The following is a 22,486-nucleotide window of genomic DNA, read 5'->3' on the forward strand; positions in this document are numbered from 1 at the left end:
TAAGAACACCAAAATCATACATGCATCAAATATTTGCTCGCTGGAATAGTTCGGGCAATATGCCACTTAGTCGTTATGCCCCTTATGCAGCTTATGTAGCAACGGTGGAACTGTTCTTTTACATTTTAATAGCATCAAACCTAGAATCGGGAGAGAGAAACTCACATTTAATGGATATGGCATACCTTAACTATCTTCCATTTTGTGACTTTTTTGTTTCTCAAGATAAGCTTCACGAAAGATGTGCACCGTTATTTTTGAAAGACAACCAGTTGTTTGTTCGAGGAACTGAATTAAAAGAAGGTTTAAAACAAATTGACCAGTATTTTGATAATTTTGCCCCTGAAGAAAAGGAGAAAGGAATTATCTCTTTTGCGAAAACACCACCAAAAGAAGACAGTTTTCTAATTAGCAAAATTTGGGATAGATATTTTTCCGATTGGCGTACCCAGAAACCTATCAATGAAATTAATCCAAAAATACTCGAAGAAATTCAGAGCATGATTAATGCAGAGCCAATACCAAGAGAAAAAGTAGATTTTGACCCTCAAAACCCAGACACCTTAACTATCCATCGCTTGGTTCGAAAAAAAAGAGGGAAATGGTATCAACTCCCTAAAGATTTCAATCCTGAAAATAACTCATAACGATATCTTCATATATATTTTAATATCAAGATTGGAATTCATCAAACTCTTGTCAGATTGGGTGAGCATTCGACTAAGTACATGGTAACAGTTCTTGCATTGTGTTTGTTGGGTATATGCTGACTGGCTTGGGCATATCAAAATGCTCCAATCCTAATCAAGACATACTATACTAAGTGAAATCATTTTAGGAGTTAAAATGAGAATTCTTAAAAAAATAATACACAAGGGATTATTTTGGTTGCCCATGAATGAAAATAAATTCGAAGGGAATTTAATAATAACTGATGGAGGAAGAATTAAATTATTAATGGAAAAACCGCTTGGAAATTCCGAAGATAATTTTGATGTTATACACGGCCTAATAGATAATAGGCCAGTAAGTCTTATTAACTCCTATTATAGAAGATACCCTTTTTTATATCCTTTGGATAAACAATTTGAACTACATGTTCATGAAGCACTATTTGGTAAACATTATCTAACTGCTGGTAAAATTAATTTAATCGAAGGGACATTTAGGTTTATTTCACTTTACAAATGGTTCAATAAAAAAATCACAACTTCAATTAAAATAAACGATGACACTTTATTAACCCTAAAAGTAAATAAAAATAACACTAGTTTTGTATTAATTAGCTCAACTCCATTCACACAAGAGGAATTTTATAAAAAAATAAAAATAGTTGAATACTTTTTTATTCTGATATTGAATCAAATAGTAAATTTAAAAAAAATAAGTATGGTTGATGAAAACAAGTGTAAGGTACTTGTTTACCACCAATCAACTATCTTTGATAAGAATAAAGATTTTCAATCTAGTGAATTTTTAGAATTTTATGATTTTGAGAATTTTTTACTAATTTTGAAAAACTTCATAGATCTCTATGAAACTCATCACCCTATTTTTTATTTGTATTTATCATACTTGAGTGAACAATATCATGTGCTTGAAACTAAGTTCCTCGCATTAGCACAATCTTTAGAGGCATTTCATCGTATTGATCTAGAGAAAAAAAATCAAACTTATATGGACCCTGTGCAATTTAAAACTTTAAAAACTCATATGTTAGAATGGTGTACTATAGAGGGAAATAATATCCATCAAGTATGGTTAAAAGATGTAATATCTCATATGAATGACATAACTTTCAAGCAAAGGCTCAACCAATTAATCGAGCCATTTAAAGTATATTTAAAAGATAATGAAGAATGTGACAATTTAATAACTAGAATTGTTCGAACAAGAAATAACTTAACCCATATAGATGCTAAAAATATAAAAAAATCTTATGAAAACAATTTGTTAGAACTTTGTTTCAAAATGGATGTTCTATTATGCTTTTTAATTTTTTCAAAATTAGGATTCTCCTCGGATGAATTTCAAAAAATATTTCAATCAGAGGCAATTAAATTTAAATTAAATTTAAAGTAAAAAATTAATTATATTGAAGCAAGTAGCAACTGTCCTGAATTAAAAACTCAGGACAGTTGTTACGCCTACTTGATTGTAAATATGACAAAAGCTCGATGTTTACGATAGATAACACTATGAATATTATATAAACAAAAATGAAACTTATATTTCCATATAATAAGGTATATATCGAATCAGATGAGCGAATAAATTACCCTGCGAACAATTTATTCGCTCATTTCATATGTTAGGCATACAACTAACTTAAGGAGTAATATTATCAAGTCTATAAATGATGGAGCATTGGCTTTACTTAAAGACACAATAGAAATACTTTCAAGTTTTCCTGATCTTGAATATATGGTAATTGGGGGCTGGTGCCCAGTATTAAGGAATACTTCAAGTATAAAGCATCCAGGAACTCTAGATGTTGATATATTGTTCAAAGAATCATACAAGTCAGGGTATTTACAAAATGTGATTAAATCCTTTATTAGCAAAGGCTTTATGCCTTCTGCTAAACATCCCTTTCAACTACTAAAACCAAAAGAGATAAATGGCAAGCGATTTATCTATAACGTAGATATTCTTCACCCTAACATGACTGAATGTTCAGACCAAATTGGGATGTTTGTGGATCATTTAGAGCTGGATGTACCTTTAAATAACTCTGAAACAGAACTAAAAAAAATGATGTCTATAGTCCTGCCGAATTCTGAAATATTATTTAGAGAAGGTCTTTTTGATGAATTTTCGCAATCTGGCGAGGTTTTTAAATTGGTGTCTTTTTTGGGTATGTTTATTACAAAAATGGATAGTTGTCAAAAGCAAAAGAGAGAAAGGGATTCCTTTGATATTTACTTGGCATTTTTAAGTGATGGAATTGATGTAAACAAAATAGAAACCATAGCATTAGAAGATGATCGTATCAAGGAGTCATTGGAAAAGTTCAAAAAACATTTAATTAATGATAGTGAGACTTTCAATAAAAATATACAACATTTTTGTAAATCTATTGAAGGCTCACCTGCCAATTTCATATTGAACAAACTAAATGCCAAACAAATCAGTTAGCGTAGCCCGGATGCAGGCGCAGCCGTAATCCGGGATATTGGGCTTCGAACATCCCAGATTTCGTTTAACTTCATCCGGACTTTCTGATTACAAGCATTTACTTTTTTATACAAAGCAATTTTTCAGGATAGATTTTTGTAGAATATTCTTCAATTGCATCTATCGAATTAAAATTCTTATATTCACAGAAATATTTATTATCTTTAGTGCTCGTGTTTGGGTATTCTCTTAATATCTGAATTAATATAAAAAATATTGAAAGGAGTGATTGCCTCGCAATATCTAAACGAGGGTAAGTTAAATCACCATCTTTAATCTGATTTGGATGATGCTCTCTATGGGATAAATATTTATTTCTATATTTCACTAGGCACTTTTGATAGGCGCAGAAATCTTCAAAAGATATGCTCATTGACTCTAATAGTTTCTCTCGAAGCTTATTCTTGTCAATTTCCTCACCCAAGTATATTGTTTGTAAATTACTTTTAATACCAGTGTAATCCAATAATTTATGATAATGGGTTGGTTCATCATAAGTTCCAAATAACATACACCAATTGCGCAAAGATAAGTCATAATAACCATTTACAGTGTATGTATACCATCCAGAGTCTATCTGTTAAATGTACTGTTCATTCTCATTAAACCACCTTTTGTAATAAAGATACTGAAGACCATCACCAGCGATACCATACATTTGCTTTAAAAGCCTACATTCTGGCTGAGGAAGCCATGCCTCACTAAAACTATCTGGGTTATTCATATATTTCCCTTAACCATCAATATTTTTATTAACAGTTCATTTATTACAACACGTAATAAATATTTAAGCGGTTTCCCTGTTTGCTTGCAAACAGGGAAATCAAACTATCATTCCTAAAAAAATAATAGTTTATTTGCATACATATAAAAAATACAGGGGACAAACGGGACAAGTGGGTAGCCACCTAAATAAAGGATTAAATGCGTCCCCACCCTCAAATTTGAAGGTGGGGCGTAAGGGACAAAAAATTGTTTCTTTCTATTAATAAAAACACTGTTCGTCTAGCGCAAAGCCAAGCGTTCACAATAAATCTTTTATATTTGGAATAGGGTTATATTTAAATATGGGGAAAGAGATATCCTTTTTCTCACTGGAGTTTACAGCTGGGTTCTTAGTTCGAACTTCACCAGATTCCTTTTGCGAATAACCGGACTTTTGACCATTCAGGTATTTCAATACGTATAACCTGAATGTATTGTAAGTTGCAGTAAAGCTTCCTTCATCTCTAAGAGTTTCCCATATGACCGTAATAGACCATCCCTTTTCCAAGGCTTCGGATATGTCTTCGCGCATAACCAGGAATGCCACTTTATTTTTTCTGGAGTACGTTCTTTGTTGGCTCTGTTTAGACGTCATTATGTTTTCTGTTAAGGATTTTTTCATAATCTACTCTCCATATTACTGGTTATTCAATCCTTTGAGTTTTATCGTTTATTTCTATTTATTTTCGACCTTTTTGGTCACTGGCAAAGTCCTTTTTGGTAACTTTCGGTAATTTATTATTTATTTTTGTTTATTCATGATTATTTTCGTTTTTAATCGTTATATAACGAACAATTACGAATAATTACCAAATGAAGGTTCCAAAATAAATTTCAAAATACAGGGCAAGATAGGTGAAGTTAGCTAACCAGCAAGCTGGTTACTAAACTTCACGAGTCTTATTCGCACCTTCGGTGCTCAACGTAAAAAGCATTTTTATAATCAATTTTTATTCACATCCCCAAATCTTACCAGTAAAAACATACAGTCTTGGGGTTCCAACTCCTTTGATTCTTGGCTTGTGCGAGGCTTTACCATCAGGTGCTGGTTTGAGCCAACCAGCTTGTAATAAAACCCTTGTCACTGTGCGTTGATCAAAGCCTTTGCACAGTTCATTTTTGTACGTCTCGGTTAATACCATGTAGATTCGAAACCCTTCCCCATCTGTATGATAAAATCCTGCTCGATTGAGGATCTTGTCATTGTTGGGTGAGTTGGCATTATCAAATCGGCTGGCACCATGAGATTCAAAGAAAGCGCGTACTTGCGCCATAATGGCGCGATCTTCGTGATGACCATCAGCCCCAAAAGCATCCTCCCATGCAATAAAGCAAGTCTTCGCAGCTTGTTGGAACGATTCACCTTTTTGCCACCCAGTCAGTCCAAAATGACTGGCTAGTTCTCCGGCAGCAGCAACCAGTGCAAAGCGTCTGGCAACACGGATTATCTGCCCTGTTGCATCGGGTTGAATAACTGCATCAACAAAGGTTTGAATAGTGTCGGTAATATATCGGCTGATTGTTTGCCGGTTGGCAACCACTTGATTCAACCACGCCATACCGATTGCACCATGATATCGGCTGCTATATTTCTTAAGAGATAATGCCATGCTGGCGGGGCTTAGTTGATCATGAATTGTTTCAAAAATCCCCATCTCACAACCTGCATCGGCCTCAATATCAGCAAGCCTGATTTCCTGACCTGCGTTTATGCGTTGTCCTGATTTTGCCATGAGTGCTGTCAAAGACTCTTCACCAGCAGATAAGAAGAATAAAGACCATCGGGAAGATTGTCTGACTGTGCCTGTACGAGAGGCACGTGTTTTTCCTTGACCGTTAGCCAGCAAATAAGCCGCCTCCCCTACTTCCCTGGGATCCATTTGGCTGAGTTCATCAAGAATCAGCAACCCATCATTATGTAATGACGCCAAGCCTTCAAGCCCATTGGTGGTGCTGCGCCATAAACGGCAATAGGATTGTGGGTTTCCCCAAACCGAGGCTGCCAGACTCAATGCAGTACTTTTTCCTGATGAGGACGCACCTCTGAAATGAAAACCGCCCGAATCTTCACCTACAATTTTTGACAGTACAGGTGCTAAGGCTACTGAAATGGCAAACACTAATCTTGAGTTGCCTGATGCCAGCGGACCTATTGAGTCTCGCCACTCTTCAACGCTTCCCTTGATAGACGCTGCTGGTTCAATGGCATTGGTATTCTGGAAGACAATCTTCTCTGTTGATTGCCCAATACATTGGGAAGCAGTTACAAAGACATCACCATGCCAACCCAGTTTATCAACACACCGTGCACGTGCGTCTACTGGAAAAACTTGTAAATAGGAGGCTAACAAATCGCGAGCAATCCTATTAGGCGAAATACTCAATCCTAATCTTGCCAACTCTCGCCTCACATCGGAGGCATCACCCTGCAACAAAGCAAGTGGCATCGCCCACTGATGAGTTATTCCGTCATCATCCTGCCATTCCAGCAAACGCCCCCATTCACCACTTTGGGCATCTCGGGTCTTTGCAACAACATGCAATGGCGCACATATCCACCGAGGTGGTAATAGGTTGCCGTCCTTATCAATACCGATAAAAGTTAATCCCTCAGCAGTTAATCGAAAGCGACCACCGGCATAGTCACAAACAATTGGACGCTGCTTTGATGTATTCGGTAATTCAATAACATGATTTTGTGACATACATTATTCTCCAAACAACAGTAAAACCATCGGAATGAAGCAATTCATTCTGACAAATTTTAAATTTATGCATTCTCAACGAGCTGTAACTGACCTTCGTCACTGGTTGAGTAATAAATTTTTTGTTGTTGGAGAAAATTCAACACATCGCTTTTTCGGTACAACACCTTACGACCGATTTTCAAATAAGGAACACCACCACCCGCCCAACGGTTACGTTCAAGTAACTGGGTGGAGCAGCTTAATACCGCAGCAATGGTTTGTTGATTAAAAAGCGCAGAATGTGGCGCAGATTCAAATTCGTTTAATAGATGTAAACGGGATGGTTTTTTTAAAGTCATAGGAAATTCCTCAGTTATTTACACCTCAGCCAAATGCCGAGATGTATCTTCCTTGAACAGAACTCAACGCATCATCCAGTATCACCCTGGACAATTGATTGATATTCTTTTCTCCTAATCCTTTGACTTCCAACTGCCTACATTTTGTTGGAACATCGGGCTTACTCCTTAAGCTTGGAAAAAGTATCTCGTATTCCCTCAAAGAATGTCAAGCACAAAAGATCAATTTCAAAGAGGTGTTATCGAAGGATATTGATTGATACTAAAAATGAAATATAACATGTCATAAATTCGCGAATCGCGAATTTATCATAACTTTTAGTTTTATTACTTAAGCGCAGGAATTATCCGTGTCCCATACGTCCCAAAGTTCCAAATAAGCTAGGGACGTGTCTAGCCCAGTAATGACCTGGATGCCCCACGTGTCCCATTAGTCCCGGATATTTTTATATGTCTACCAATGAGCATTAAATAAATCGGAAAAATTCATTTACATTCCATTTTGGACGAAGCTCTATTCCATATTAGACGGACATATAATCCATTTTGGACGAACTTATAATCCATATTAGCCAAACCTTTAATCCATAATGGACGTATTTTGAGGCTAAACATGACTTTTTGTTATTACCCCTCAAATTTACCGCGATAACAGTAATTTTTGGGAATTTATAATAAATAAATATGGGAAAATCAGAAAATCAATCAAATTTACCGCCATAACAGTAATTTATGGTAAATTAATGCAAAGAAATGCAATAATAAATTTATATTTATCATTTTTACTGCTATAACAGTAATATATAATTAATTTTTGGTGTTCCATGCCCACACACGAAATTGCCAATTTAGTCCATTACTACCGCAAACACAGCGGCTTATCGCAACAGGAATTAGCTCGGTTAGCTGGGGTCGGTAAGACGGTTATCTATGATATTGAAAAAGGGAAAGAATCGGTGCGGCTAAATACATTGCTAAAAGTATTAGATGTGTTAAATATTCAAATGAAATTTGAAACGCCTTTTCCTCAAACAACGGATAATAATACATGAGAAAAGCATACGTATCAGTCAATGGCATTAGAGCTGGAATATTAGAGGAGTTAGAAGGTAAAAAATATCAATTTACTTACCTTAATGATTATCAGGGGGCACCTGTTTCTCTCACCATGCCGTTAACAAATAAGATCTATAATTTTGACGTATTTCCCCCTTTTTTTGAAGGATTGCTACCTGAAGGTATTATGCTTGAAGCATTATTACGCAAATATAAAATCGATAAAAATGATTATTTTGGCCAATTGATACTAGTTGGCCAAGATGTCGTAGGCGCAGTGACTATTGAGGAACTAAGATGAAACGCTGCCCTATTACTTATGACGTAATTAGTGACCAAGAAAACTATTCTCAACGTGGATTGCATTTGCTTTCCCCTCAATTAAAAAACCTTAGCCCATTAGATTTAAGTGCTGATGAGCAGCGACAGGAAGCAATTGCTCGTGTAGGAAAGATGTCTATTCAAGGCGTCCAAAAGAAACTAAGTGCCAAACTAAAGATTAAGGAAGGAGGTTTTGAAATCGTTGATCAAAAGGGTCAGTACATTTTAAAACCACAAAGTGATATTTACCCAGAATTGCCGGAAAATGAAGCCATTACTATGACCCTTGCAAAGGCCATTGGCCTCGAAGTTCCGGTTCATGGTTTGGTTTATTCTAAAGACAACAGTTTGACCTACTTCATTAAACGCTTTGATAGAATAGGCCATAATAAAAAGTTAGCTTTAGAAGATTTTGCACAGCTATCAGGTGAAGATCGACATACAAAATATAAAAGCTCTATGGAAAAAGTAATTGCAGTCATAGAACAGTTTTGTACATTCCCAAAAATTGAATTCGTGAAATTATTTAAGTTGACGTTGTTTAACTTCTTGGTCGGCAATGAAGACATGCATCTAAAAAATTTTTCATTAATTACTAAGGATAGAAAAATTTCCATGTCACCAGCCTACGATTTACTTAACTCAACCATCGCTCAAAAAAATACCAAAGAAGAACTGGCTTTACCTCTAAAAGGAAAAAAAAATAATTTAACAAAGAGTGATTTTCTTAAATATTTTGCCATTGAAAAATTAGGATTAAACCAGAACGTCATCGATGGGATCGTACAAGAGTTCCATCAGGTAATGCCAAAATGGCAAGAGCTGATTGGTTTCAGTTTTTTATCTCAACCGATGCAGGAAAAATATCTCGAATTGCTAGAGCAACGGTGCAAGCGATTAAATTTTTTTGATTAACTAATATCCGCAGTCTCCATCATATGCTTAAGTATAAAATTAGCCACTTGTTGCATGGGTTTTCTTAATCGCTCAACGTCTTTCATGATATACCCTGCTGTTACATCGTTATTCATTTTATGATTGAGTAACCTTTTTAACGCATAAGCAGGTAAATCAAGACTATCAGCAATAGTGGCGAATGTTCTTCTCAAATCATGCAAAGTAAATGGTACACCGGATAACTCCACCACCCTATTCACCGCCTTTTTAGGCTCATAGATATAGCCCGTTTTACTTTCCGCTGGAAATACAAATTCACTGGTTTTATTCCGGCTCCTGCGTTCCATTAACTCATAAACAAAATCAGACATAGGTAATGTGTGGATTTCGTGGTTTTTAGTATCTTGCAAGGTGATGGTTTTGGATTTGAGATCAATATCCGCCCAACGTAAAGAAGCTGCTTCCATTTTTCGCATGCCGGTGAACAGGAGCAATAAAAAATAATCATGCCACAATAAGGCATTGCGGTAATTATCAGTCTCAACCAATACAATGACCGCTTTATACCAGTCAGATAATTGATGCGGCTTGATGACTGTTTGTTTTCGATCTACTCGATACCATGCCCGGGTATGCGAGAGGTATTTGACTGGGTTAATAGTAATAATTGGATGTCCGTTGCCATCTTGATATTCATACATGGCGTAATTAAAAATGGCTCTTAATACTCTCATGGCATTATTTGCACGTGCTTTACTGTTTGCCTGGCCATGTTTGGTGTGCCGTTTGGCAATCATCTCGCGGGTAATATTCACCAGAGGTTTATCAAGCCAATCAGGTACTACTTCATGCAGCACACATTGATAATCGTTTAAGGTGCGTGGTTTTAAGTCTTTTCTTGCTTTGAGGTAGTCATTCAATACCTGCTGTAGGGTCATAGCGTGAACTTTCTTGGTTTTCTTCTCCGCTATAGGATCATCGCCTCGGGCTACACTACCCAACAGACTTTTGGCTTGTTTTCTGGCTTCTTCAACCGTCAAATTGCCGTATTTGCCTAAAGTGACTCTTTTTACCTTGCCATTGATTCTGGTTTCAACGATGAAACTTTTAACACCACCAGAAGTAACTCTTAAAGCAAAACCTTTTAAATCATTATCACGATAAAAGGTTTGGGTTTTGCCGGGAATATGCTCGAGTTTATCAACGATGGTTTTGGTTAATTTAATACCTTTTTCAGTGACTGCCATTTTTACCCCTAAAATTCCATGTAGACACCATGTAGACAGTTTATTTAAAACCAAATATTTGTCAATAAAATTAAAAATGGCTTAATAACGTTGATTTTAAAGGGTTTTTAAAAGAAATTCAAAGTTGGTAAAAGTAGCTAAAACCCCTATTTTACAGACTCATAATCCGTTGGTCCTAGGTTCAAGTCCTAGTGGGCCCACCAACAAAATATTTAAAAATCAATAACTTACAATTTATACCCTTCATTTGTCTAAAATATTGCAGAGATTTTGTGTCGAATATTCCCCACAAAAGTTACAACACCAGTTAGTAGGAAGTAGATAACATATTATTTTATATAATATTTAATGATCAGAAGCAGCGGGACTATTGGTCATCCACTTGGGAAACATAAAAAAATTACCCTCGAGGTGTTCTTTATTCAAATATTTTTGTCTAAGATTTAACTTTTATTCAATAAGTTGCTTTGTTAATTTATTAAGTTTTTACAGGAAGTTTTAAATTTGAAAAAAATTATTTTTTTAGGGACATTCTTTTATTTCATTTTAACTACAACTACTATTTCTGTTTGGGCAAAAGATAGAACTCAAACTACCTCAAAATGCAATCCTTATGACAACTACGCATGTTTGGACAGTTATTTAGGTGAGAATTTTTTTGCCCGTTTTTTTCGTTATTATAAATTGGAAATGGGACATGCCGCAGCTCCTTCTGATCCTCACGCACCTCCCTCTCATAGAGTCGGCTGGCCAGCCACGCCGGAATCCACCCCGCCTATGCCATTTACAGAATGGCCTTATGGGGCTACAACATCTTTAGGGGTCAGCCTACCTAATTCCGTTGATAGCCCATTCATGGTTGGCATTGCTAAAACCTCTGCTGGAAAATGGTTACAAAAAAATCATATTCAAGCTTATGGTTGGGTCAATGGTGGAGGCAACATAAGCACCAACACTGTAAAACCAGGCGGCAATGCACCTATGGCCTATATGTATACGCCCAATACTGTTGAACTGGATCAAGCTGTTCTCTATATCGAACGCGTTCCCGATACGGTTCAAACAAGCCATCTCGATTGGGGTTTTAGACTATCAGGAATTTATGGGGAAAATTACCGCTATACTACCGCATATGGGATTGCCAGTTATCAGCTTTTAAATAACAACTCGGTTTATGGCTACGACTTTCCCATGGTTTATGGTGAATTATATATTCCTAAAGTGGCTCAAGGATTACTTTTTCGAGTTGGACGCTATATTTCAATTCCTGATATCGAGGCACAACTCGCGCCCAATAATTATATGTATTCACATTCTATGTCGTACAGTTTTGATAACTACACCAACGAAGGTGTCGTCGCGAGTTTAGCAGTTGCCAAAAATGTCATTTTCCAATTAGGTCTAGTAGGAGGAACTGATACCGCGATTTGGAATATAGGGAAGAAAGTGAATAATCCTGCTCCAAACCCCTTATATCCGAATTCAACCTTTCTGAAAGACCCAGGAGCAAGATTAACAGCTGTTGCCTGTGCTCGTTTTACTTGGAACGATGGCAAAGACACATTCTATCCCTGTATGGATGGCATCAATAATGGAGTGTGGGGTTACAATAATCTGCAGTGGTATGGCTTCACTTTTTACCACAAATTCAACGATCGTTGGCATATTGCTTATGAAATTTATACACTCCATCAAAACAACGTTGCTAACATCAACAACCCTGTTGTGGCTGCTGCCATTGCCGCTGGAGGAACCCCTTTTTCACCTCAATACATACCGTTTAATGCGCCAAATGCAGCACAATGTAATAGCACATCGGTACTTACTTGTACTGCTTCAGTCTTAGCTACCGTAGCTTACATTAATTATCAATTCTCTCCTCTTGATAATATTTCCTTTAGACCAGAATTTTATGATGATAAACAAGGCCAACGTACTGGTGTAAAAACTCGCTATCTTAATTTCGGGCTCGGTTGGCAACATTGGTTATCACCGCAAATCGAATTGCGTCCAGAAATTGATTATGACTATGCCCTTGATAGAAATGCATTCAATGGCAATGTCAATGCAGGAATTCCACCAACCAAACGTTATACTGTACTGGGAGCAATGGACATTATTGCACATTTCTGATGCCTAAAATCTCGTTTGTCGATAAAATAGGTCTGTTTGGCATTTAGACCCAATACAAGGCTCTATCTAATAAGAGTGATAAATGTAATCGTATTCCGATTAAAGATGAAATACAACACAACAAAATGTTGTGGGGATTTTGTGTAAGCAGGTCGAATTAAATATCTAGAAAAAACATTGAATATAATTTATGCTCCGAGTTATTTTTAATTTCCATGAAAAATAAGTTTAGAGACGATAACAATTTGTTTTAAAATTGTTTATTAAATCGCTAAAGCTTGTTGAGAAGAATATTAAAAATATATTTCGAATCACCATTGATCAATATTAGTACATTTTTATTAGGTGTTATAAATGCAAGAAAAAAAAGAAGATGCACCAATAACAAACGAGGACCTGTCTTATTTCCCTGAGATTCCATATCAGAAACTATTTCAGCGACCATATCACTGGCCAGTATTAATGTTTCAAAAATTTGAGCCCCCTGTTATGCCCGATTTTTCTCTTTTTAACAATATATTAAATCTTGAACCTTCCAGGTCAATAAAAGCACTAGAGTTAATAATTGCGGATAAAATTTCTCCAGAAGATAACATTGAAGTCAAAGAGGTATTTAATACTATTATGGCAATACGTAAGATGCATTCTGCAAAATCAGTTGAACTTTCACCAACCTATGGAATGCCTGTTAGTAAGATAAAAGAAATATTTGATAATGAAGTTCATAAACTGATTCACATCCAAAAACAACAAATAAATCCAGAATCTCGACAACAAATGTAGCTTGGTAAAGAGATCTCTTAATATGCAGGTCGAATTAAAATCTATAACAAATCAGAATAAGCATCGTAATTGAAATGAATTTTAGAAACCGTTCTCCCTTCATGAAAATGCCAGATTAATTTATGTATTTGCTGTATAAGCTCCTCCATAGTTGTAAATGATTTACAACCATAAACTTTCTGCTTGAGCCAATGCCAAAAGCGCTCAATTGGATTGTATTCAGGTAAATAGGCAGGAAGAAAAAACAACTCTATCCAATCATGTTTTTTGCCAAAAGCTTGCACTTTTTTGCTTTTATGAATGGAACCATTATCAAGAATAACCATTAACTTTTTATCAGGATTAGCTTTATGTAGCTGATGAAGGAATATAATAAATTGCTGGCTATCCCCCTTGTCTGCTTGTTTCCAATAAAAATCGGTTTGTTCGCATGTTTAATGCACCAAAAATCGTTTTACTTAACCTGTTTTTAACGTTATTGACTACTTTTTTTCACCGTGCTTAAACCAACCTCTGCTTACATAAGGTTGATTCGAAAAGTGGGATTCATCAGCGAACAATATTTCAATATCCATAGTGTGTTTTGGCTAATGTCTTCAACAATTTCATTAATGCGTGCTTTCTTTTCAGCAGGTGATGGGATATTCAACGGCATGGTTTTTGAAAAACGTTTGTACACAAATCCCAGCTTATTCATAGACTTTATTATCGTTTTATCACAAGCAGGTATTCCTTGCTTTATAAACCAATCTTGTAATAGGTTTATCTGCCAACCCGCCTCTTGATAACCATAGTCTTGCGGGGATTTGCTCAAAAGCTCTGGAAGATGTGATTCAATCAAAGGCGCTTTCTTTGCAAGACGGCCTGGCTTTTTTCGGGTTTCTAAGCCCATCAGTCCATTCTCTATATAACGCTTGAGCCACAGTCTGATGGTATGTTCATTACGGCTTAAATGGTTGGCTATTTCAGATACTGATTTTCCTGAATTAGAGAGTAATACATAATGAACACGTTCCCCTATCTTTGAGCGCTGACTAAGCCGTAACTGATTTAGACCCGCTTTTCCCTTTTCATTGAGCAATATCCTTATCATCTTTTTTCATGAGAATTAAAAATAGCTCTGAGCATAAATTATATTCAATGTTTTTTCTTGATATTTAATTCGACCTGCTTAGTTGTTTTAGCTGCCAAGAAACTCATTTATGCTTATGTCTATGATGGATATCTGGATAATGAGGATGAGAGTGTTTCATAAATTCATGGCGATGATAGTGTATATGTGGCTCCTTACCATCCCAAGGAAAATCATGCTTATGTTGGTGATGGTCATCATGAATATGACTATGGCTATGAGCAAAAGGTTCGTGCGTATGTTCATGCTCATGGTGTTCTGTAAGATGTAACCATATACCAATCCCCATTAATGTAGCCGCAATCCAAAATAAAACAGACGTCGTTTCATGAAAAAACAAAATTGCAATTGCTGCTCCTATAAAGGGAGCTGTTGAAAAATAGGCTCCTGTTCGCGCAGTACCTAGGCCACGCAATGCAAAAACAAAGAGAACAAGGCTGGCACCGTAACCAATAAAGCCTATTAAGAGTACATAACATCCAGTCAACCAATGAGGGAATGACATACCTAAACTCAATGCAAGACTTGTGCTCACGGTTCCAGAGACCAAGCCCTTGCTTCCTGCAATAAAAAAGGGATCACCAGCAGAAACCCTACGAGTAAGATTATTGTCAATCCCCCAACATAAGCAAGCACCTGTAACTGTAACTGCTCCAAGTATATTTTCTTGAGTTGTGTTGCTATAGGGCCAAGAGAGTAAAATACCGCCTACTACAATTAGAAACATGCCAAGCATAATTCGATAAGCGGTGCTTTCCCTAAAAACAAACCATGCTAATAAAGCAGTAAACACTGCTTCAAGATTTAACAATAACGATGCCGATGCTGCACTTATTTGTTGTAAACCAAACATTAACAGAATCGGTCCTAATATTCCGCCAAAACCTATGGCCCCTAGCAACCAAATCCAATCTCCTTTTACTATTCCAGAATGACGCCAGCCACGGTCTTTGGCCAAACGTGTGAATAGTAATCCTATGCCACTTCCAGCATATAACAATCCGGCAAGCAACAAAGGTGACATTTGCCCAACAAGTTGTTTCGCAAATGGCGTGCTAGCCCCAAAGAACAAAGCGGCTCCTAGTGCTGAACTAGTAGGAGAAAATAATCGGTTATACATGATTTATATTCTTTCCGGGCTTAAATAGATTGAAGTACTCATTCATATTTAAATAATGATACATAATTCGTTAATTACAAATAAATAAAGAATATTTGTATCAAATGGATTTGCATTTGACCTTATTCACCTTTACATCTCAAAAATTACAGTTTACGAATATGAGTTATTTTGAACGAGAAGAAATTAGAAATGCTTTGTTGAGATACTGTGAATTAGATAGATTGGCCATGGTTATGATCATAGAGGCATGGCATTATATGCTTTAAACTTAAATACTTATCATACCGAGAAAAAAATGATTGCGATAAAAAAGCTAGAAGAATTGCACATAGATGAATTGTCATCCTATCTCAATCATTATCAAGAAACGACTATGTTCATTAGGAATAATTTATACCACTCAGGAATAACCTACCAAGATGTGCCATTTCACGGAGAATATTATGGTTCCTATGAAAACAACAAACTTAATGGTGTTTTAGTTCATTATTGGAATGGTAATGTAATGATGCAAGCTGAAAGTTTCTCTGCATTATCAGCTTTGATAGACGAATTTAAACTTAAAAAAATAAGACCAATTGGTGGAATACTGGGTGAAGACACTCAAGCCAATTTTGTCATTGAGAGGCTGGGCTTACAATCATCACAATTTGCTATTAATTATCAGGAAAAACTATTCCTGCTCAATCTTGACAAAATGATTATTCCTCAATCAATGGACTCATATAACTGCACACTAAAAACACTCCAAGATTGTGAAATGGATGTCATCAAAGAATGGCTTATCGCTTATCATATAGAAGCACTTGGAGATGATCTGAATAATCCCAAACTTGAAGAATCCATTATTGATGAAATTCAAGATACAAAGCTTAGCCAAAATCGATGGGTTTTATTTGTAAATAACATACCTGTTTCATTATGTGGGTTTAATGCCAAGTTACCCGATATTGTACAGCTTGGTCCTGTTTATACTCCTCCTTCTTTAAGAAATAAAGGGTTTGCTAGAATTACGGTATATCTTTGCTTAGAGCAAGCTGCTGCCCAACAAGTCAAAAGAGCAATTTTATTCACCAATGATAATTCTGCTATATGTGCTTACCAAGCTCTTGGTTTTCACGAAATTGGAAAATATCGATTGGCCTTGTTAAAATGAGCGCTTGTTAAAAAAAATAAGGTACCGTTTAAACCTTCTAATCCACTTTCCTTATAACGATCATAGATCTTGTATCCAGTTTTTCGAGAAATACCAAATTCCTGACATAAAGAAGACATTTGTTCACCATCTAATAATCTTGCTACAAATTTTATCTTTTCATCCACCTTATTACACTCCTTTCAAGGCATTCCCTTCTCCTGAAATGCCAATGAGTGTAACCTATGTCTCCGGAATATTTTGTTACCTATGTCTCAATAAGGACATTCTCTAAATTCAATAAGTTACAATTGATTCTCTCAACCCTCTAAAGCCCATTGTGGGGATTTTGGGGGCTCTTTGAAAAGCTGCTAATACTACGGGCTCATTGGGGGAGGAGCACTATCACTCTCTTTAGATTCACCCTCCATTATTCCCCGAGTCAGTTCAAGAACTTTATTTACACACCAAAGATTATGTATCACATGTTCAGAAGGTTTATCTGCAATACGTAGAACTTTATCTAATTGAAATAACTGGTCCACCGGCAATTCAAAAAAAGCTTCACGATTTCCTCCTGCTATTATGCTCTCAAAGATACTAGAGAAATGTGTGCGCTCAAGCCCTGCTAAATTTTTATCATATTTGCAAATTAATTCACAACGAGCACAAAATTCGTCGCGTGTTACTGGAGATTGGTTACCCATTACTACAGGTAGGAAATCATGCTTAATCTTATTATCGTCAGTGATTGAACCATAGAAATCAAACTTTCTAGAGTCTATGAGAGCTGGTTGTTCTACTGCCGCATGAATGCACTGAAAGTCCGGATTTTTTTGTAGACCTGCTCGTTCAGCTTGTATAAAGTTAAAACAGAGACTGTACATCCCTACCCCATCATATACCACGGTAACAACCTTCTTTTCCGCCAATTTTCTAAACCAAGCCTCTAACCATCGTTGGGGAATACTTGCAATATCCACTTTATATGCATTAACTGAAAAATTTGCTTTTGATTTATCCTGAGGGAGAACTTTGTGAAGAATACTGGAATCCTTATTGAAACAAAACCCTACCACCTGTCGGTGTTCTCCTGCTTCGTTAAAAAGATTAGGGGGAATAAACTCTTGATCCTGTGTTGCTCCAAGAGAAAAATAAACAATATCATTTTCTTTTAAATCTTTAATTCCTTTTAGTATATCTTGGCTTAGACAAGCGATATTCTCGAGTTCTCGAGCGAAAAACATTCTACCCTTCCCCATTGACTGGCAATTCTTTGGATAATTATAGCATAGTCATAAGATGGTTTCTTGAACTTTCAGACCAAATATGTTGCATATGCTATAATTAGTCGCAGTATCTAAACTACTCCACGATAGCCAATGATTCTGCTGGATCTTTAGTCCGCAGTCGCAGTGCCACGTCTTACCTTTTGCTCAATAATATCATGTCATAACCAACCAAATTGAATATCAAACAAAAGTGACTTGCGCCTCATAACCTCTTGAAAAAAAGCAAGAGTCAAGATGCGACCCCATTGTGCACTGAGTTATGAGATGGGGCGGACCTACACGAAAGTACATCACCAGTTATTTAAAATAAAACGCCAGAATTGCTCCTAAAGCTTTTGTTTTTTAATAATCCTATTAAAGGTATTCAAATGCTTTAAAAAAATCATCGACAATACAAAATACTTCCGATAAATTATCCAGCATGCATCTTTTGGATTAAATTTGATTAAAATTAGGATGATTTAGTCAAACTAGATAATAGGTAAATAACAGCGTATTCATATTGAAGTAAAAGGAATTATTATGCTTTATGAGATTATATCTCCTAATGGTAGCAAAAGTTATCTTTTCGGAACAATGCATGTTAATGATGAAGAAGTTATAACCTTACCATTAGAAGTAAAAGTTGCCTTTGATAGCTCTAATTGCTGTGTCTTTGAGGTAGATACAAGTCTCGTTGATCAGGAAAAAATTAAGCAGGCTATTAAAACTTGGAGTGCTAAACAACCTCCGTTGACTCTAAATGCTACAGGTGATCTGGAAATTATTTCAGGGGAGTGTAAACCTCTTATCCCGGAAGCTTTGGCATTAAGTATTGGGAGTCATTCTTCACGACTTATAAATCCATTAGATTTACAACTTATCTCTGCAGCTAAAAAAAAAGATAAACGCGTTCTTTATCTAGAAGACTGGGAAAAACAAATACATTTATTGTATGGATTGCAGTTTGATTTTGTTTTTCACTATAAATTTTATAACTATATTACGAATAACTTACATAGGACTCAAACACTTTTCAATTTATCGAAAGAAGCTTATTTAAAACAAGATATGAAATTCTTTAAAGCCCATCCTCAAGAAGATAGACATACACCAAGTGTGGTGCATCAATATCATAAGGAACTGAGTTATGATAGAGATCCCACATTAGCTGAATCCATTAAAAAATGTTTAGAACAAGAATTAGGCATAATATTTATTGCTGTTGGTATAGCCCATTTATGCGGCATTATTGAAATATTAAAACTAGCAGGCTATACAATAAATTCGATACCTTTAGGTCAACGATTATATCCCATTGCTGGCTCAATTGAGGATGGTAAGAAAGTTGAAGCTTTTAGAAGAATTTATCATGCCCTCTATTCTGGTCAAAGTAATGCATTAAAAACTAAAGGGCTATTTTATGAGCCAGAAATGATTCTGTCTTACGATCATATTGTTGATTACGTCATGAAATATCCTAATACAAGAGCAGCAGAAGCTTGGCGATTAGCTAATATTCATCTTGATGATGTATCTGCGCAAAATGTAACTTTAGTTAAAGATATACATAAATATGCACTGAATAACAGCAGCTTTAGTTTTTTCAAGAAGTTTATTTCGAATACTCCTGGTGAACATTCCATTCAGAACGCTTCTGAAAATTCTCGTACAGAAAGAATTGTGACGGCGTTAAATGAATTTCACTAGTCCATGTCTTGGTATCTCCGCAATTTATTTGTTGTATTGTGAATACTTGATAATTTGTTATAAATACTTAATTAGAGCAAAAAATGGAATCGCGTCTTCATTTTTGATCTAAAAGTTTCTTTAAAATCACACATTAGCAAACATCCATCGATCTATTCGAGATGGGATCCTTCCTTCTCATTGGACGTATCAAATACAACCTTTATTTGTATTTGGGGAATAGGTGGTTTAAAACTCCTATACCCTATTTTTGATACATCACGAGCCAGCACGGGAAATGGAAAAATAATATTTGGTATGCTATACCTTAATTTATAGTGGATGTAGATAGGCTATGACTTAAACATGACTAGCAAAAATACAATTAGAGATTTGGTAAATTGTTTACTTACTAAAGACTCAAAAATCAGTCCGCATACACCCTCCAGCATCGCTGAAAGCTCAGGCCTAGAAGTACCATATCATCATCCGCTTAGGGAAGAAGCAAAAAACATTCCCTTAGAGGGAGAGCCTTCATTAAAAGACGCACAACAATTAGCCAAAGGTTTTTTGGGGTACGATAAATGTGCTCCAACGGCAGGTAAGGAAGCACTCCAAGACTTAGATTCTTATATCAAATCCGCCCCCGATAATTCCTATAATCCAGGAGTTCAAACACCATGATTTCCACTTCTGAAGAGTCCAACGCATCAGGATTTGTAGACAACGAAAAAATCGCGATTCTTTCCCTGCGGCCGAAACAATTGCTAATGAGTTATGTGCGTAACATAGCGAAACAGGTGTTACACGAATCGGATAGCCTTCTTGGTAAAATTTTAGACAATGATTATCTGGAGGAGCATGCGGTACCAGTCTGTACCGGCCTCTACGAGACAAATACTGATCTTGAAGATTTTCTTCAAAATAATAGCGATGTACTCGTGAATTTAATGCTCACTTCTTGGATGTGGCCTTTAAATAAATGGGGGTTCGATACAAAAGACAAAGGAACTGCACAGTCTCTAATGGCAATCGAATATCGACCTTTTGTATATATGGCCTCCAGAAACACACAAAATCCATTGAAGCTTGCAGTGACTTATGCGAATCCAACACGTGAACTTGCAGAAGATCTAGCTCGAAATTTAGATAATCGCGCAGATAATGAGGCTCTGGAGAGCCTTAGATTCAAAGTGCGTTATGGGATTGCAATTATCTCGGATAATATCGATAGAGAGCAATATCGTAACCCAGTAGATTACTGTGGTGCGCTTGCTAATCCGTTAAGCTACTTAAAGCCTCTCAGTGACTGCATGATGAAAGAACTACTTTTGTTCTTTTATGGTACAGAAGAGAAATTGCCGGCTCCCACCGACATGGGGCACATCAATAAGTGGTTTAATCTTACTACCAATCAGGGACTCTATATGTTGACAAAACCCTGGATGGCATCACGCTACCGCCGAACTGTGAATCTTAGTGATGACAACAATTTTTTCTAATTTAACTAAGGACTCTAAACGTACTTAGTTTGAATTTCCTTAACATGAAATTTATCTATAAAAGTAGCCAGAGTAACATGAAGCATTTCTCTACGTTTGGATTTTCAGTGTAAAACATTGACTCTATTGTAATGGACCTACCATCAGTTAACAGGGTTGGAATTCATCTTTGACTTCCTGTACATCAAAAGGAGCAATAAATTCCAGTAAACTGTGACTCCCCATCACTGCAGTGAGTAATGCAATAATAGCGATACTAATTGATTTGATTTATGAGAAAATTCGTGAAAGTATTATCTCTGGTAATCTTCATCCAGGGTAAGATTATGCGTCACATGGGCACATCAGTAGGAAATAATGATGCTATTAAATGTCGAAATTGCAAGGAGATCCAGCATGCGCAGAATGACGGCAATTTTGTTTTTTGCCCTCAGCATTTTGCTGGACGCTGTTGCTCCCAGTGCCCATGCCGCAACCACAGTGCAGGTAGTTTCGACCTATCCGTCCAGTAATGTAGTCACGTTGGGCAACAAGCAGAATTTCTACTTGCACCTATATTATCAGAGCGATCATCCAACCCGGATCTGGGTAAAGCCATATTTTCATGGCGAGGTGGTAAATGCAGGCAGTAACCCATCGCGGGTCTATCCAGCCGGCAGTGGCGAAGCTCTCGGCTGGTTCTTTCTATTCAAGCCAGGTACACAGGTGGATGAGGTTCGAATTTCTGCAGGCGATGGTTCTTTTGGGGGAACCTCCGTAGTTGCGACATATCCGGTCCAGGTCACTGGTGGTAATCAACCGACTACTTCGCAGGGTAATCCGGATTGGGTAACTCGATTGGATGCGATCGATACTGCGGTGCAAAAAGCCGATTACGAGAGGAGGATGAATACGCCGTTATCTATTGGTGACAAGATCATGTTCAGTGGTTTCATGCTGGGCATACTCGCACTCGGCGCTTTGGGCATCGCTATGCCTGCATGGGGATTATGGCGATGGCGTGACGGCTGGCGCATCGCTGCAGCAGTACCGATGGCACTAATGGTATTCGTGGTACTGCGTCTTTTTATCGACGTCTCGGTCGACCCAACCTCGCATAACCTGTGGCCATTTGAGATCCTACTAACGGGCTCACTCAGCGTGGCCATTATGATCGCTTTGGTGATAGCAAGAAAAATCACCGGCGCAAATTGTGCATCATGATGCCTC

General features: G+C 36.7%; 23 protein-coding genes and 1 pseudogene. 13 read left to right on the forward strand and 11 right to left on the reverse strand.

Going from position 1 to position 22,486, the window contains the following annotated elements; genetic code table 11:
* From Lstg_RS16455 to Lstg_RS16465, 3 genes are all read left to right on the forward strand, one after another.
* Positions 1-647, forward strand: a 647-nt coding sequence (locus Lstg_RS16455) for a hypothetical protein (protein ID WP_238585469.1), incomplete at its 5' end; no start/stop codon positions are given.
* Positions 648-846: 199 nt separating this feature from the next.
* Positions 847-2,082, forward strand: coding sequence for a HEPN domain-containing protein (locus Lstg_RS16460; protein WP_058478699.1), 1,236 nt, complete (start codon positions 847-849; stop codon positions 2,080-2,082).
* A gap of 285 nt (positions 2,083-2,367) precedes the next feature.
* Positions 2,368-3,138 (forward strand): hypothetical protein, encoded by a 771-nt coding sequence (locus Lstg_RS16465; protein WP_058478700.1) that lies wholly within the window; start codon positions 2,368-2,370, stop codon positions 3,136-3,138.
* Positions 3,139-3,235: 97 nt separating this feature from the next.
* Here Lstg_RS16465 and Lstg_RS16470 read toward each other — a convergent pair whose 3' ends face one another.
* The 5 genes from Lstg_RS16470 to Lstg_RS16485 form a co-directional block, all read right to left on the reverse strand.
* Entirely contained in the window at positions 3,236-3,688 is a 453-nt protein-coding gene (locus tag Lstg_RS16470) for a hypothetical protein (RefSeq protein ID WP_058478701.1), read from the reverse strand.
* Positions 3,689-3,757: 69 nt separating this feature from the next.
* Positions 3,758-3,901, reverse strand: coding sequence for a hypothetical protein (locus tag Lstg_RS17785; protein ID WP_156413876.1), 144 nt, complete (start codon positions 3,899-3,901; stop codon positions 3,758-3,760).
* A gap of 300 nt (positions 3,902-4,201) precedes the next feature.
* Positions 4,202-4,564 carry a TraK family protein gene (locus tag Lstg_RS16475; protein WP_058478702.1) on the reverse strand — a complete coding sequence of 121 codons (363 nt, stop codon included), beginning with the start codon at positions 4,562-4,564 and terminating at the stop codon, positions 4,202-4,204.
* Between the two features lie 328 nt (positions 4,565-4,892).
* The gene (locus tag Lstg_RS16480; RefSeq protein WP_058478703.1) at positions 4,893-6,647 is read right to left on the reverse strand and encodes a DUF927 domain-containing protein; all 1,755 of its coding nucleotides are present in this window, start codon (positions 6,645-6,647) and stop codon (positions 4,893-4,895) included.
* 65 nt (positions 6,648-6,712) lie between these two features.
* Positions 6,713-6,988: a MerR family transcriptional regulator gene (locus Lstg_RS16485; RefSeq protein WP_058478704.1), complete on the reverse strand. Its 276-nt coding sequence runs from the start codon at positions 6,986-6,988 to the stop codon at positions 6,713-6,715.
* A gap of 824 nt (positions 6,989-7,812) precedes the next feature.
* On the opposite strand from Lstg_RS16485, the gene Lstg_RS16490 reads away from it, so the two are divergent.
* The 3 genes from Lstg_RS16490 to Lstg_RS16500 are packed head-to-tail and all read left to right on the forward strand — an operon-like array spanning position 7,813 to position 9,280.
* Positions 7,813-8,040 carry a helix-turn-helix transcriptional regulator gene (locus Lstg_RS16490; RefSeq protein WP_058478705.1) on the forward strand — a complete coding sequence of 76 codons (228 nt, stop codon included), beginning with the start codon at positions 7,813-7,815 and terminating at the stop codon, positions 8,038-8,040.
* Positions 8,037-8,345 (forward strand): HipA N-terminal domain-containing protein, encoded by a 309-nt coding sequence (locus tag Lstg_RS16495; protein ID WP_058478706.1) that lies wholly within the window; start codon positions 8,037-8,039, stop codon positions 8,343-8,345. The genes Lstg_RS16490 and Lstg_RS16495 overlap by 4 nt, the downstream gene beginning before the upstream one ends.
* Positions 8,342-9,280: a lpg2370 family Dot/Icm T4SS effector gene (locus Lstg_RS16500; protein WP_058478707.1), complete on the forward strand. Its 939-nt coding sequence runs from the start codon at positions 8,342-8,344 to the stop codon at positions 9,278-9,280. The genes Lstg_RS16495 and Lstg_RS16500 overlap by 4 nt, the downstream gene beginning before the upstream one ends.
* Here the strand turns inward: Lstg_RS16500 and Lstg_RS16505 are convergent.
* The gene (locus Lstg_RS16505) at positions 9,277-10,509 is read right to left on the reverse strand and encodes a tyrosine-type recombinase/integrase (RefSeq protein WP_058478708.1); all 1,233 of its coding nucleotides are present in this window, start codon (positions 10,507-10,509) and stop codon (positions 9,277-9,279) included. The two genes, Lstg_RS16500 and Lstg_RS16505, sit on opposite strands and share 4 nt — an antisense overlap.
* Before the next feature lie 504 nt (positions 10,510-11,013).
* Here Lstg_RS16505 and Lstg_RS16510 point away from each other — a divergent pair.
* Together Lstg_RS16510 and Lstg_RS16515 are read left to right on the forward strand one after the other, a co-directional pair.
* Positions 11,014-12,642: an outer membrane beta-barrel protein gene (locus tag Lstg_RS16510; RefSeq protein ID WP_058478709.1), complete on the forward strand. Its 1,629-nt coding sequence runs from the start codon at positions 11,014-11,016 to the stop codon at positions 12,640-12,642.
* Between the two features lie 354 nt (positions 12,643-12,996).
* Positions 12,997-13,425, forward strand: coding sequence for a hypothetical protein (locus Lstg_RS16515; RefSeq protein ID WP_058478710.1), 429 nt, complete (start codon positions 12,997-12,999; stop codon positions 13,423-13,425).
* Between the two features lie 41 nt (positions 13,426-13,466).
* Here the strand turns inward: Lstg_RS16515 and Lstg_RS16520 are convergent.
* From Lstg_RS16520 to Lstg_RS16530, 3 genes and pseudogenes are all read right to left on the reverse strand, one after another.
* Positions 13,467-13,835 (reverse strand): annotated as a pseudogene (locus Lstg_RS16520) (IS630 family transposase); the annotation flags it as partial.
* Between the two features lie 107 nt (positions 13,836-13,942).
* On the reverse strand, positions 13,943-14,518 hold the full coding sequence (locus tag Lstg_RS16525) for a helix-turn-helix domain-containing protein (RefSeq protein ID WP_058478712.1): 576 nt from the start codon (positions 14,516-14,518) through the stop codon (positions 13,943-13,945).
* A gap of 103 nt (positions 14,519-14,621) precedes the next feature.
* Positions 14,622-15,677: a DMT family transporter gene (locus tag Lstg_RS16530; protein WP_058478713.1), complete on the reverse strand. Its 1,056-nt coding sequence runs from the start codon at positions 15,675-15,677 to the stop codon at positions 14,622-14,624.
* Positions 15,678-15,927: 250 nt separating this feature from the next.
* Here Lstg_RS16530 and Lstg_RS16535 point away from each other — a divergent pair, with 250 nt between their 5' ends.
* On the forward strand, positions 15,928-16,836 hold the full coding sequence (locus tag Lstg_RS16535; protein WP_238585470.1) for a GNAT family N-acetyltransferase: 909 nt from the start codon (positions 15,928-15,930) through the stop codon (positions 16,834-16,836).
* On the opposite strand, the gene Lstg_RS18065 is transcribed toward Lstg_RS16535, so the two are convergent.
* Entirely contained in the window at positions 16,797-17,003 is a 207-nt protein-coding gene (locus tag Lstg_RS18065) for a helix-turn-helix domain-containing protein (protein ID WP_058478714.1), read from the reverse strand. The genes Lstg_RS16535 and Lstg_RS18065 overlap by 40 nt on opposite strands.
* 189 nt (positions 17,004-17,192) lie before the next feature.
* Positions 17,193-18,062 carry a hypothetical protein gene (locus Lstg_RS16545; protein WP_133129190.1) on the reverse strand — a complete coding sequence of 290 codons (870 nt, stop codon included), beginning with the start codon at positions 18,060-18,062 and terminating at the stop codon, positions 17,193-17,195.
* Positions 18,063-18,629: 567 nt separating this feature from the next.
* On the opposite strand from Lstg_RS16545, the gene Lstg_RS16550 reads away from it, so the two are divergent.
* The 4 genes from Lstg_RS16550 to Lstg_RS16565 all read left to right on the forward strand — a co-directional run bounded on the left by Lstg_RS16550 (position 18,630) and on the right by Lstg_RS16565 (position 22,480).
* Complete coding sequence (locus Lstg_RS16550; protein WP_058478716.1) at positions 18,630-19,796, forward strand: TraB/GumN family protein; 1,167 nt, start codon at positions 18,630-18,632, stop codon at positions 19,794-19,796.
* 345 nt (positions 19,797-20,141) lie between these two features.
* Positions 20,142-20,459, forward strand: coding sequence for a hypothetical protein (locus Lstg_RS16555; protein ID WP_058478717.1), 318 nt, complete (start codon positions 20,142-20,144; stop codon positions 20,457-20,459).
* Positions 20,456-21,277, forward strand: a complete 822-nt coding sequence (locus Lstg_RS16560) for a hypothetical protein (RefSeq protein ID WP_058478718.1) — start codon at positions 20,456-20,458, stop codon at positions 21,275-21,277. Before Lstg_RS16555 ends, Lstg_RS16560 begins: the two co-directional genes overlap by 4 nt.
* A 396-nt stretch (positions 21,278-21,673) precedes the next feature.
* Entirely contained in the window at positions 21,674-22,480 is an 807-nt protein-coding gene (locus Lstg_RS16565) for a DUF4407 domain-containing protein (protein ID WP_238585471.1), read from the forward strand.
* The last annotated feature ends 6 nt before the right edge of the window (positions 22,481-22,486 follow it).

It is taken from the genome of Legionella steigerwaltii (assembly GCF_001468065.1).
Classification (GTDB): Bacteria; Pseudomonadota; Gammaproteobacteria; order Legionellales; family Legionellaceae; genus Legionella; species Legionella steigerwaltii.

Coding starts and splice junctions, on each gene's coding strand:
- Lstg_RS16500 (WP_058478707.1), top strand. CDS start 8,342: ATGAAACGCTGCCCTATTACTTATGACGTAATTAGTGACCAAGAAAAC.
- Lstg_RS16515 (WP_058478710.1), top strand. CDS start 12,997: ATGCAAGAAAAAAAAGAAGATGCACCAATAACAAACGAGGACCTGTCT.
- Lstg_RS17785 (WP_156413876.1), bottom strand. CDS start 3,901: ATGAATAACCCAGATAGTTTTAGTGAGGCATGGCTTCCTCAGCCAGAA.
- Lstg_RS16565 (WP_238585471.1), top strand. CDS start 21,674: ATGCGCAGAATGACGGCAATTTTGTTTTTTGCCCTCAGCATTTTGCTG.
- Lstg_RS16525 (WP_058478712.1), bottom strand. CDS start 14,518: ATGATAAGGATATTGCTCAATGAAAAGGGAAAAGCGGGTCTAAATCAG.
- Lstg_RS16475 (WP_058478702.1), bottom strand. CDS start 4,564: ATGAAAAAATCCTTAACAGAAAACATAATGACGTCTAAACAGAGCCAA.
- Lstg_RS16495 (WP_058478706.1), top strand. CDS start 8,037: ATGAGAAAAGCATACGTATCAGTCAATGGCATTAGAGCTGGAATATTA.
- Lstg_RS16480 (WP_058478703.1), bottom strand. CDS start 6,647: ATGTCACAAAATCATGTTATTGAATTACCGAATACATCAAAGCAGCGT.
- Lstg_RS16485 (WP_058478704.1), bottom strand. CDS start 6,988: ATGACTTTAAAAAAACCATCCCGTTTACATCTATTAAACGAATTTGAA.
- Lstg_RS16530 (WP_058478713.1), bottom strand. CDS start 15,677: ATGTATAACCGATTATTTTCTCCTACTAGTTCAGCACTAGGAGCCGCT.
- Lstg_RS16505 (WP_058478708.1), bottom strand. CDS start 10,509: ATGGCAGTCACTGAAAAAGGTATTAAATTAACCAAAACCATCGTTGAT.
- Lstg_RS16550 (WP_058478716.1), top strand. CDS start 18,630: ATGCTTTATGAGATTATATCTCCTAATGGTAGCAAAAGTTATCTTTTC.
- Lstg_RS16470 (WP_058478701.1), bottom strand. CDS start 3,688: ATGTTATTTGGAACTTATGATGAACCAACCCATTATCATAAATTATTG.
- Lstg_RS16545 (WP_133129190.1), bottom strand. CDS start 18,062: ATGTTTTTCGCTCGAGAACTCGAGAATATCGCTTGTCTAAGCCAAGAT.
- Lstg_RS16560 (WP_058478718.1), top strand. CDS start 20,456: ATGATTTCCACTTCTGAAGAGTCCAACGCATCAGGATTTGTAGACAAC.
- Lstg_RS16535 (WP_238585470.1), top strand. CDS start 15,928: ATGGCATTATATGCTTTAAACTTAAATACTTATCATACCGAGAAAAAA.
- Lstg_RS16460 (WP_058478699.1), top strand. CDS start 847: ATGAGAATTCTTAAAAAAATAATACACAAGGGATTATTTTGGTTGCCC.
- Lstg_RS16490 (WP_058478705.1), top strand. CDS start 7,813: ATGCCCACACACGAAATTGCCAATTTAGTCCATTACTACCGCAAACAC.
- Lstg_RS16555 (WP_058478717.1), top strand. CDS start 20,142: ATGACTAGCAAAAATACAATTAGAGATTTGGTAAATTGTTTACTTACT.